The sequence below is a fragment of the Mycobacterium sp. genome, assembly GCF_965277065.1.
Classification (GTDB): domain Bacteria; phylum Actinomycetota; class Actinomycetes; order Mycobacteriales; family Mycobacteriaceae; genus Mycobacterium.
Genome location: NZ_CBDIBT010000001.1, coordinates 1 through 10,923, shown reverse-complemented (window position 1 = coordinate 10,923; position 10,923 = coordinate 1). Strand labels below are relative to the sequence as shown.

General features: G+C 63.0%; 13 protein-coding genes and 1 pseudogene. 9 read left to right on the top strand and 5 right to left on the bottom strand.

Annotation, left to right across the window (positions count from 1 at the left end; translation table 11 throughout):
* Positions 1-122 (top strand): annotated as a pseudogene (locus ACQY5A_RS00070) (hypothetical protein); the annotation flags it as partial.
* Positions 123-754: 632 nt separating this feature from the next.
* Positions 755-955, top strand: coding sequence for a hypothetical protein (locus ACQY5A_RS00065; protein WP_428338320.1), 201 nt, complete (start codon positions 755-757; stop codon positions 953-955).
* 128 nt (positions 956-1,083) lie between these two features.
* Here the strand turns inward: ACQY5A_RS00065 and ACQY5A_RS00060 are convergent, their stop codons facing one another.
* Positions 1,084-1,632: a hypothetical protein gene (locus ACQY5A_RS00060; RefSeq protein ID WP_428338319.1), complete on the bottom strand. Its 549-nt coding sequence runs from the start codon at positions 1,630-1,632 to the stop codon at positions 1,084-1,086.
* 422 nt (positions 1,633-2,054) lie between these two features.
* Positions 2,055-2,510, bottom strand: a complete 456-nt coding sequence (locus ACQY5A_RS00055) for a hypothetical protein (RefSeq protein WP_428338318.1) — start codon at positions 2,508-2,510, stop codon at positions 2,055-2,057.
* A gap of 335 nt (positions 2,511-2,845) precedes the next feature.
* On the opposite strand from ACQY5A_RS00055, the gene ACQY5A_RS00050 reads away from it, so the two are divergent.
* From ACQY5A_RS00050 to ACQY5A_RS00040, 3 genes are read left to right on the top strand one after another with little or no spacing between them, the layout of a single operon-like run.
* Positions 2,846-3,316 carry an ion channel gene (locus tag ACQY5A_RS00050; RefSeq protein ID WP_428338317.1) on the top strand — a complete coding sequence of 157 codons (471 nt, stop codon included), beginning with the start codon at positions 2,846-2,848 and terminating at the stop codon, positions 3,314-3,316.
* 41 nt (positions 3,317-3,357) lie between these two features.
* Entirely contained in the window at positions 3,358-3,780 is a 423-nt protein-coding gene (locus ACQY5A_RS00045) for a TetR/AcrR family transcriptional regulator (RefSeq protein ID WP_428338316.1), read from the top strand.
* Positions 3,762-3,902, top strand: coding sequence for a hypothetical protein (locus ACQY5A_RS00040; RefSeq protein ID WP_428338315.1), 141 nt, complete (start codon positions 3,762-3,764; stop codon positions 3,900-3,902). The genes ACQY5A_RS00045 and ACQY5A_RS00040 overlap by 19 nt, the downstream gene beginning before the upstream one ends.
* Positions 3,903-4,017: 115 nt before the next feature.
* On the opposite strand, the gene ACQY5A_RS00035 is transcribed toward ACQY5A_RS00040, so the two are convergent.
* From ACQY5A_RS00035 to ACQY5A_RS00025, 3 genes are all read right to left on the bottom strand, one after another.
* A complete protein-coding gene (locus ACQY5A_RS00035; RefSeq protein ID WP_428338314.1) occupies positions 4,018-4,464 on the bottom strand; it encodes a Rid family hydrolase in 447 nt (148 codons plus the stop codon).
* Positions 4,465-4,833: 369 nt separating this feature from the next.
* A complete protein-coding gene (locus tag ACQY5A_RS00030; RefSeq protein ID WP_428338313.1) occupies positions 4,834-5,679 on the bottom strand; it encodes an aldo/keto reductase in 846 nt (281 codons plus the stop codon).
* 3 nt (positions 5,680-5,682) lie between these two features.
* Entirely contained in the window at positions 5,683-6,525 is an 843-nt protein-coding gene (locus ACQY5A_RS00025; protein WP_428338312.1) for an aldo/keto reductase, read from the bottom strand.
* Between ACQY5A_RS00025 and ACQY5A_RS00020 the strand changes: the two genes are divergently transcribed.
* The 4 genes from ACQY5A_RS00020 to ACQY5A_RS00005 all read left to right on the top strand — a co-directional run.
* The gene (locus ACQY5A_RS00020) at positions 6,524-7,630 is read left to right on the top strand and encodes an alpha/beta hydrolase (RefSeq protein WP_428338311.1); all 1,107 of its coding nucleotides are present in this window, start codon (positions 6,524-6,526) and stop codon (positions 7,628-7,630) included. The genes ACQY5A_RS00025 and ACQY5A_RS00020 overlap by 2 nt on opposite strands.
* A 181-nt stretch (positions 7,631-7,811) precedes the next feature.
* Complete coding sequence (locus tag ACQY5A_RS00015; RefSeq protein ID WP_428338310.1) at positions 7,812-8,579, top strand: DsbA family protein; 768 nt, start codon at positions 7,812-7,814, stop codon at positions 8,577-8,579.
* A complete protein-coding gene (locus ACQY5A_RS00010; protein WP_428338309.1) occupies positions 8,576-9,211 on the top strand; it encodes a vitamin K epoxide reductase family protein in 636 nt (211 codons plus the stop codon). The genes ACQY5A_RS00015 and ACQY5A_RS00010 overlap by 4 nt, the downstream gene beginning before the upstream one ends.
* A 36-nt stretch (positions 9,212-9,247) precedes the next feature.
* A partial coding sequence (locus ACQY5A_RS00005) for a biotin carboxylase N-terminal domain-containing protein (RefSeq protein WP_428338308.1) occupies positions 9,248-10,923 on the top strand: 1,676 nt, incomplete at its 3' end.

The following is a 10,923-nucleotide window of genomic DNA, read 5'->3' as shown; positions in this document are numbered from 1 at the left end:
CTGCGTTCCACTGTCAGTACGCGATGCAATTCATCGCAGTGTTGCGGGGTTACGGGCTGCCTGTCGATGCGCCTTCGGCCGCGGTCTTGCGTGGCGCTGCTGAAAACTGCCCGAAAGGTTGAGCATGGGTAAGCCACCCCTCGTTTGCGGCCCCAGAAGGACGCTTTGACGTACACGACCCCGCAGCGTTCGTCCAAAACGATTTAGCCGCAATGACGCCCGCGATGCTGTTCAGCGCCGGCGTGCCGAAAACTCTGGTTATCGAGACACTGTGTCGTCGAGGGAGGCCACCTCGGGCGGATACTGCGATCGGCCGTGTGATTTGACCCTGACCGCCTTGAATAAGTGCCGGACGTCCAGTGTCCGGCCGGATCACCGCCCAACACGCCGAGAGAACCGAGACCGCGACGCTGCCAAGGCCGATCGCGTCACTCACATGCGCATCGGTCGCGGTGCGAGACCAAAAGCCACTCCGTTCTCAACACTCTCACAGTTGGAGAAAACTACCCTCGGGGCGCAACGTTCGACACGCCCGCTGGAAGCGAGAAACCACGAATGAACTCCTATACCGGAATTAAGGTCGCCGCCGTGAGAGGCCGGAAAGTCGCTGCTGGGGTGTTGTCCGCTTGCTCTCTACTCTGTGCAACGCCAGTAGCGCAGGCCGCCGCTCAGATGCCTCTTCCTGCCCGCGGGGGTCATGGCGGTGGACATGGTGGCGGTGGACATGCTGAGGGTGGACATGCTGAGGGTGGACATGCTGAGGGTGGACATGCTGAGGGTGGACATGCTGACGGTGGACACGCTGGCAGTGGACCTGGTGGCGGTGGACATGCTGGCAGTGGACCTGGTGGCGGTGGACCTGGTGACGGGGGCCCCGCCGGAGGTCCTGGGAATGGTGGCGTGGGCCACGCCGGAGGTCCTCAAGAAATGCCTGGGGCGGTGTTATCACCCGTGATCCCCCATCGCCGGGCTCACGACCCCAGTAATGACTTGCCAGCCCCATTGCCTACGCCGTAGCGAGAGCGCGGTATTTACCCCGGGCGCGCCAGCGTTCGCGGTGGTGTTGATCGCCGCAACGAGGGTTCAGAGGGTGCCGGTAAAGTTCATCAGTGCTTCGACGATGGGGCTGATGTTGATGTCGCCGTAGGGTGTGAGCAGGAAGTCACCGACGGTGTAGGCGGTGTTGGCGACGTTTTCTGAGGACTCGAAGACGTTGCCGAAGCCAAACCCGAATTCGTCGAGCAGAAAGCCGGTGCCTTCGGGAACGGGTGTGCCGGTGGTGTCGGTCGCGAGGATGAAGTCGCCGTAAGGGTTGCCGAAAATAAAGGCCGGGCTCGAGATCGGCGAGTAATCGAACTGTCCGGTGAAGGTGCCGACCGGAATGCCGAGGGTGTCGACAGAGAAGGCTTGGGTACCGTCCACCTCGCCGCTGGCCGTGGTCACCGACACCTCAGGGGCGCCGACAGGCTCGATCGTGTAAACGGGCGAGAACGGGTTGGCCGGGTCTGCGCTGTAGGGAATCGAAGCCGGAAAGTACTCATTGCTCAGGCTGGCAGCCAGCGGCGCAGTCGCGGCCGCATCGGTGATGGGGCCCAGAACATCGGTGGGCGTATCCGCCGCGGCGGCGCCCATGCCCGATACCGCGGCGGTCGCGGTCAACGCGGCGCCGACAGTCCACTGCAGCGCGCAATGAACAGTGCGGTCAAAGCTCTTCATGGGGGTCCTTCTGCAGGGAGCCGACGTGGACCCTATAGCCGATATAAGGCTGAGCTCAGCCTATCTCAGCTTGCACTCAGGAGAGAAGGCGTCGAGGGCAGTCCCAGCCAACTCACGAGCTCCAGTCCCGCTCGCCCAAAATCAACGCTGGAACGAGCTCGCAGCAGACCATCTAGCTTTCCGATGGTTTCGTTGCCGTCAACGGTCTGAACGGACTAGGGGTTGTTGGAGACTGCCAGCACGTAGTGAGTACGTTCGACGCCCGGCGAGACACGGCAAGAACGAGTCAGACCGGGACGACACTCAGTGTGATGAGTGCGGGATTATTCCGCATCTGACTAATTAGTCTGGTCCCGATTGGCGGCGCTCCATAACGCGTCCAACTCGGTCATTGCGGTGTCGTGAGTGATCAGCCAGTGCCCGCCCTGATTGACCAGAACAATCGGCCGAGGGTGAGTGGCGTGTTTATATCCCCCAGTGGTGGCCACGGTGGCCCCAGCGGAGTTGTTGGGTGCGGGCTGGATGTCGGTCACGACGAAGTTCGGGGGCAGTAGCCCGCCGAAAATGTTCACGTTCATTCGGTTCAGATGGTTGTCGATTGTCCCGGCTTCATCAGGGGCGAATCCCGGCGTGACAATGTCAGTCTTGCTCGCGGCGGGAATGCCCGGGTCGGTCAGCTTAGCCAGGACGGCGATTACCTCATCGGTGGTGGGAACGGCGTCCGCATAGGCCGTCGCGGGTGCCGCGATTAACGCCGCCACCGTCGCGACAGCGACGAGTTTGGCCCAGTTCATATGTGGTCCTCTCACTTCCAGCGGGCTGGTCGAACTATGCGCGATTCTAATTTTCGCGATCTGTGACAGTGCTGAGAGCGACGGTCGGACGGAGTTATCGGCGCGCATACTGAAGCGCGCCGTGTCGCACGGAGCGCCCGGCATCGAGATTCGCAGCGGATCACCACAGGAGGTAGTTGACCACCGGCAGCCCAGCGCAGCGCCGCGACCGATCCGAGCCGATTGGTGTTGTGTTCGAGATGCCTGTGCGGTATGCCACCTCGTCGGCCGAAGCATAAGGGGGAGAGTTGACGGACATATCTCTACAGAAGCCGCACCGGAGAGGCCATATCTATGTGCTTTTGATCTTCATAGCATCTACGCTGCCGTGGTGGTTTCTTTTCTTTGGCTTCGGCCCAGATATAGATCTCCCTGAGTGGTTAATTGTGCTTATTTTATTGCTACTACTGCTAATTGTCCCGGTGCTAGTGTTGTTTGCAGTCTTTAGACTAAAACTTTTCAACTCAGTTGCGCATGACGCCGTAATTGTGTTCGCGGTACTTATGCTTACCGAGGGGTTGTTTGCCTGGTTCTACCTTCTGCTGTCTGATCAGTCATCGTCCGCCGCCTTCTGTCCCGCGCACCCATCCCACATCCAACTGCTGTACTTTACAATGAGCACTGCGACAACAACGGGAATGGCGGACATTAAACCAAATAACGACAGTGTCCGCATTCTAGTGTCAGCACAGATGCTGGTGAGCCTTATGCTCATTTCGGGTGCAATTGCTACGGCTTTTAATCGTGTTCTTAACCCGAAAGATTAGACAGCTATCCGATGGGAATTGTCGTTGGTGACAGTTCAGACATGGCGACCGATAAGCGTGTCGAGCGGTCCAAAGATGCTGTGCTCACCGAGACCTATCGGCTACTCACCGAGGGTGGCATCGGCGGCGTCAGCATCGACGAGGTATCACGCCGCTCGGGAGTCGCCAAGACCACGATCTATCGACATTGGCCCTCGCAAAGTGCATTGCTGCTGGACGCGTGTTCGCGCATCGGTACTGCCTCTGCGACCCCAGACAGCGGTAGCTTCGCCAGCGACATCCGTGAGCTGACTGAAGCCCTAGCCCGAGAATTAGCTTCTGCCGGATGGACGTCCATTCTGCCGTCGATCATTGACGCCGCCGAACGAGACGAGCACGTGGCGCGAATGCAGGCTGCCCTTCATGCCCAAATGATGGTCCAGTCGTTGAGGTCATTAATCGAGCATTGGGACGCGGCGAGGTAGAGCTAAACCGAAGCCCTGCTAACGTTGTCGCGGGCATGGTTGGCCCTTTGTTCTACCGTCGCTGGTTCTCCAGAGAACCAATAGACGACACGTTCAACGAAGCCATTCTTCGCTACCTTTGATTGATCTACCAACGGGCGAGCCCGGCAGGTTGTCTCGTTACTGAAACTTCGTAGCCGATCACTTCGCGTCTCGCACGATGGTTTCGCTGTCGAAGATCAGGCGTAGTCGACGGTGCTATTCGCGAGCGGTTACGCCCAGCTCTTGGTTCACCGGTGGTGGGCACACGAAGCTCCCCTCGATCTCAATGAGGATTGACTCGGCTGCTAGCCCTGCGACGATGGCCACCGTGTTGACCGGGTAGGAACCGTCGGTAAACCAGTCGGCGTATACCTCATCGCGCATCGTATTGAACTTCGTCAGGCTGTCGCGGCCTACGAGGAGGGTCAAGAGTCTGATCAGATCCGCTGGCGCGGCACCCTGTGAGGCGAGCAGTGTCTCGATCGCGGCAAAGACCAGACGGGCCTGATCTGCGACGCCTTCGGGCATTTTAGATCCGGTGGTTGTAGCGATCTGTCCCGCGAACGTCGCGATGCGCGCCTTCTCCGAGGTGATGCTCAGGTGGCTGTACTTGCCTGCTGGCGCGGCGGCGGACTCCGGGTTTAGGTATTTGACAGCGGTCATCGCGGCTCTCCATCCCACCGTGTCATCCGCCTACAGTACCGAGCCTCAGCGACGGTCGTTGATAACCAATCAACGCCCATGAGGGTGAGCTTGGGACTAGGCGGCGGCCCTCAGTCTCATTTGTAGAGATTGGGACAGGCTTCGCGCCGCGGTTTTGCGAGGCGTTCCCGCAGTCACGCTGTCTCATTTCCTGTGTTGTTGGCAAAGCAGTACCACGGCCCAGCGCCTAGCCGCGGCGTAGTCGCTTGGTGCGGGAACTGCATTCCTTCCGCCGACGCCGCAGGCCCGGAGGCGCGGATACGGGCTCCCGATCGACCTGGTCTCGAGCAACGTGCTGCGGCAGGCCGCAACGACCTGCCCGACCGGACGCTAGACGCCGGTGTAGGTCAGCGGATCCTCGCGGACTCGGGTGCCATCGTTGAGCCCGTTCAGCGCTTCCATGTGGGCGGTGGTCAACTCGAAGTCGAAGACGTCGAAGTTGCTGGCGATCCGCTCGGGATTACCGGAGCGCGGGATCACCACGTTGCCCAGCTGGATGCTCCACCGGATGAGCACCTGCGCCGGGGTGCGGCCGTATTCGCCGGCGATCGACGTCACGGTGGCGTTGTCCAGCACCCTGCCGACCGCTAGCGGACTGTACGCCTCGGTGACGACGTCGTGTTGAGCGTTGAACGCCCGCAATCCGGCCTGGTTGAGCAGGGGGTGCAGCTCGATCTGGTTGACCGCGGGGGTGACGTAGGTCAGGTCGATGACCGTTTCCAGGTACTCCTCGGTGTAGTTGCACACCCCGATCGAGCGGGTATGGCCGTCGCCGCGGGCCTGAATCAGGCCGCCGAAAGTGTCCACGTATTTTCCCAGCTGCGGCTGCGGCCAGTGCACGAGAAAGAGGTCGACGTAGTCCAGCCCGAGCTTGTCCAGGCTCACCTTGACGGCGTCCTGGGCGACGTTGAATCCGTGGTCGGCGTTGGCGACCTTGGTGGTGACGAACAACTCCGCGCGCGGGATTCCCGACGCCGCGATGGCCCGGCCGACGGCGGCTTCGTTCCCGTATACCGAGGCGGTGTCGATCAGCCGGTAGCCGTTCTCGAGCGCCGTCGATACGGCGCGTTCGGTTTCGTCCTCGGTCAGCTCGGCGACCCCGAGGCCGAGTACCGGCATCGTATTTTCGTCGTTGAGTGCAACGGAGGGGACTGAAAGGTCAGGGCCGCCCGACATCTTTCACCTGCCTGTGAAGTCGAAGGTTCGTGGATCAGGACCGAGCCGGTTTCCGTCATCGAGCGAGGAGATAGACGCTATGTCGTTTTCGCTCAATTCGAAATCGAACACGTCGAAGTTGCTCGCAATCCGCTCGGGGTTTACCGACTTGGGGATGACGATATTACCGAGGTGAAGATGCCATCGAATCAGAACCTGCGCCGGGGTGCGGTGGCGGGCCTCGGCGACGGCAGTGACAGCAGGGCTGGTCAGCAGCGATCCTTGCCCGAGCGGCCCCCACGCCTCGGTCGCGATACCGAGGCGGGCGTGTAGCTCGCGCAGTTCGGTCTGCGGCAGCCGCGGATGCAGCTCGACCTGATTGACGGCCGGCACGATCCCGGTGGCGTCGACGAGCGCGTTGATGTGTTCGGGCTCGAAGTTGCTGACCCCGATCGACCGGATCCGGCCCTGGTCGCGCAGGTGAGCGAAGGCTTTGAAGGTGTCGATGAACATGTTCAGCTTGGGCATCGGCCAATGGATCAGGTAAAGGTCCAGGTAATCGATGCCCAGCCGGTCCATACTGATGTCGAACGCGGCCAGTGTGCTGTCGTAACCCTGCTCGGAATTCCAAAGCTTGGTGACCAAGTAAAGTTCGTCCCTGGGCACGCCGGACTCCGCGACCGCGCGACCGGTCTCGCGTTCGTTGCCGTACACCGAGGCGGTGTCGATATGGCGGTATCCGGCTCGCAGCGCGGTGCTCACCGCTTGCTCGGTGTCGGACGACGGGACTTTGAAAACGCCGAATCCGAGCGCGGGGATGGAATGACCGTTGTTCAGTGGGACCGAGGGACTCGAGGGACTAGCCATGACACGAAGTCTGCCAGGCGCACCGGCTCGGCAGCTCGCGACCGGTGGCTGGGCCAACCGGCTGAAGAGCGTCGCCACCAAAGTCGGCGTCAAGGTGATTCCGTGGGTACCAACGCGCGCCCTGCGACTGCTGGCCGGCGGCCGTTCGGTCACGGTCGACGGCAACACGCTTGATCCGACGTTGCAGCTGATGCTGTCGGCACAGCACGCGATGGGCATCCAGGGCTTGGCGGTAGGTGACGACGTTGCGGCATCTCGGGCTCTGATGCGGGAATCGTTGATGGCGTTCGCCGGCCCGCAGGTGCATGTCGGCGTCCGGGACTTGTCGTTACCGGGACCGGTCGGCCCCATCCCGGCCCGGCATTATCGGCCGGCGGCCACGAAGCCAACCCCGTTGCTGGTTTTCTACCACGGCGGCGGCTGGACTATTGGCGACCTGGACACCCACGACGCGTTATGCCGGCTGGCCTGCCGCGACGCCGATGTTCACGTGCTGTCGGTCGATTACCGGCTGGCCCCTGAGCACCAAGCACCGGCCGCGGTCGACGACGCCTACGCGGCGTTCAAGTGGGCGTGCGAACACGCCGAGGAACTCGGCGCAATCCCCGGGAAAGTGGCCGTCGGCGGGGACAGTGCCGGTGGCAACCTGGCGGCCGTCGTCTCACAACTGGCGCGCGACCAGGGTGGCCCGCAGCCCGTGCTGCAATGGCTGATCTACCCGCGCACCGACTTCACCGCGCAGACCCGGTCGTTGAGTCTGTTCGCCGAGGGTTTTCTGCTCACCAAAGCCGACATGGACTGGTTCGAGGTCCAGTACCTGGACGGCTCGGGTATCGAGCCGGCAGATCCGCGGATTTCGCCGTTGTTGGCTGACTCGTTGGCCGGGCTGCCGCCCGCGCTGGTCGCCACCGCGGGCTTCGACCCGTTGCGTGACGAGGGAGACCGCTACGCGGCGGCGCTCCACACGGCCGGGACCCACGTCGACTGGCGTTCAATGCGATCTCTCACGCACGGATTTGCCAACCTGTTCCCGCTGGGCGGTGGAAGCGCGCAGGCCACTACGGAGTTGATTTCGGCGCTGCGAGCCCATCTCAGCCGCGTCTGAGTCGATTGCGCGTCCCTCCCTCGCCGCTGCGCGGCTGGGAGGCACCCCCACCTCAGGCCGCGCCGCCCTCAATCGTCACCACGCGACCTGGCTATTGCGACGCCGGTAGGCTAGGGCGCTACCGCCGACCGCACCGCGGCCGGGCAACGAAGCCGACTATGTGGAAATGGTGACCTGACCCATGGGCGAAAAAGCCGCCAAATCGAACCGTCCAGCGAAATACGACCTCAACGCCGCCGGACGGCGACGTGACTTGGCGGTCCGGACTGGGCTCACCGCGATCGTGATCGCGTTCGCCGTTTTTGTCGTCTGGGCCGTGCTGCCGGACAGCAAGAAGACCTCTACCGACGGAGCTCGGGCCACCCGGGTGACGTCGAGCAAGCTGGTCGTCAAGGACGGCACCCACGACCCGAAGGCCGTGGTCTCCTTTTACGAGGACTTCCTCTGCCCGGCCTGCGGCAACTTCGAGCGGGGATTCGGGCCAACGGTCTCGAAGCTGATCGACGGCGGCGAGATCGCCGCCGACTACTACATGACCGGCTTTCTCAGTAGGCCGCAGAACCAGCAATACTCGTCGCGAGCCGCCAACGCCGGGTACTGCGTCGCCGACGAGTCGATCGACGCCTTCCGCCGATTCCACACCGCGCTGTACACCAAGGACATTCAGCCCGACGAGGCCGGGACAGCATTCCCTGACAACGCGAGGCTGGTCGAGTTGGCCCGCGAAGCCGGCGTGGTGGGCAAGGTGCCCGATTGCATCAAGTCCGGCAAGTACATCCCGATGGTCGACGGCTTGATCACGTCGGCAGGCATTCACGCCACCCCGACGGTGCGCATCAACGGCCAGGACTACCAGTGGACGACGCCGGAAGAATTCGTCGCAAAGATCAAAGCGATCGTCGGAGACGTGCCCGGAATCGACTCGGCTGCGACCCCAGCAGCGTCGTGACCACCTCGGCGGCAGCCAAAACCGAAGGGCCGGTCGAACATTCGACGATAGCGTCGCCAGTCCCATCGGCCAGCGCGTGGTGGATCCTGATCGCGGGTGTGGCCGGCCTGATCGCCTCGGCCACGCTGACCATCGAGAAAATCGAACTGCTGGTCAATCCGTCGTATGTGCCGTCGTGCAATCTCAACCCGATTGTGTCCTGCGGTTCGGTGATGACGACGCCGCAAGCATCGGCGTTCGGCTTCCCGAACTCGCTGATCGGAATCGCCGCGTTCGCGATCGTCTTCGTCACCGGTGTGCTGGCGGTGGCCAAAGTGCCGCTGCCACGTTGGTATTGGATCGGGATCACCTTCGGGACGCTGGCCGCGACCGGGTTCGTGCACTGGCTGATCATCCAAAGCCTCTATCGCATCGGGGCGCTGTGCCCGTACTGCATGGTGGTGTGGGTGGCGACCATCTCACTGCTCGTGGTGGTCGCCTCGATCGCGTTCGGGCCCAATGGTGACGGCCGCGGCGGAGTCGTCGCGCGGGAGTTCCACCACTGGCGGTGGTCGATCGCCACGATCTGGTTCACCGCCGTCTTTCTGCTGATCGTGGTCCGGTTCTGGGACTACTGGTCCACCCTGATCTGAACAACCTGCCCGCCTAGTTATTGAAGAGGGACGTACGTGATCTCCAAAGTGCTGGTTGCCAATCGCGGCGAGATCGCCGTTCGCGCGTTCCGGGCCGCCTACGAGCTCGGCGTCGGCACCGTCGCTGTCTACCCGTACGAAGACCGGAACTCGTTGCACCGCTTGAAGGCCGACGAGTCCTATCAGATCGGCGAGATCGGCCACCCGGTCAGGGCGTACCTGTCTGTCAGCGAGATCGTCGACACCGCGCGCGCCGCGGGTGCCGACGCGGTGTACCCCGGGTACGGATTTCTCTCGGAGAACCCGCAATTGGCCGCCGAGTGCGCGAAGAAAGGCATCACGTTCGTCGGCCCCAAAGCCGAAGTGCTGTCGCTCACCGGCAACAAGTCCCGGGCGGTCGCCGCGGCCCGTGAAGCGGGTCTGCCGGTCCTGACGTCGTCGGCGCCGTCGTCGTCGGTCGAGGAGTTGGTGTCGGCGTCGTCGGCGATGGAATTCCCGTTGTTCGTCAAGGCGGTCGCCGGCGGCGGTGGCCGAGGGATGCGCCGGGTCACCGACGCCGACGCGCTGCCCGAAGCCATCGAGGCGGCCAGCCGTGAAGCCGAGTCGGCGTTCGGGGATCCCACCGTCTACCTCGAACAGGCCGTGCTCAACCCGCGCCATATCGAAGTGCAGATCCTGGCGGATACGCACGGCAACGTGATTCATCTCTACGAGCGGGACTGCAGTGTGCAGCGCCGCCACCAGAAGGTCATCGAGGTGGCGCCCGCCCCGAACCTGCCAGAAGAACTGCGGCACAAGATGTGTGCCGACGCGGTCGCCTTCGCCCGCCACATCGGATACAGCAACGCGGGCACGGTGGAGTTCCTGCTGGACGAGCGTGGTCACCACGTCTTCATCGAAATGAATCCCCGGATCCAGGTGGAGCACACCGTCACCGAGGAGATCACCGACGTCGACCTGGTCTCCAGCCAGCTGCGCATTGCGGGCGGCGAGAGCCTCGACGATCTGGGCCTGCGCCAAGAGGACATTCGCCCGCACGGCGCCGCGCTGCAATGCCGCATCACCACCGAAGACCCGGCCAACGGCTTCCGGCCGGACACCGGACGGATCACCACGTACCGCAGCCCGGGTGGCGCGGGCATACGTCTTGACGGCGGAACCAATCTCGGCGCAGAGGTCAGCGCACACTTCGACTCCATGCTGGTCAAGCTGACCTGCCGGGGCCGCGACTTCACTATTGCGGTGAACCGGGCGCGGCGGGCGATCGCGGAGTTCCGGATCCGTGGCGTGTCGACGAATATCCCGTTCCTGCAAGCAGTCCTGGATGATCCCGATTTCCAGACCGGCCATGTCACCACCTCGTTCATCGAGGAGCACCCGGCGTTGCTCACCGCGCGGTCATCGGCGGACCGTGGCACCAAGATCCTCAACTATTTGGCCGACGTGACCGTCAACAAGCCACACGGATCCCGACCGTCGGCGCTGTACCCGCAGGACAAGTTGCCTGATATCGATCTGTCGAAGGCGCCACCGGCGGGCTCCAAACAACTTCTGGTCGAGCTGGGTCCCGAAGGTTTCGCGCGCTGGTTGCGTGACTCATCGGGGGTTCGTGTCACCGACACCACTTTCCGGGACGCCCATCAGTCGCTGCTGGCGACGCGGGTGCGCACCAGCGGCCTGGGACTGGTTGCGCCCTACATCGCGCGGACCAT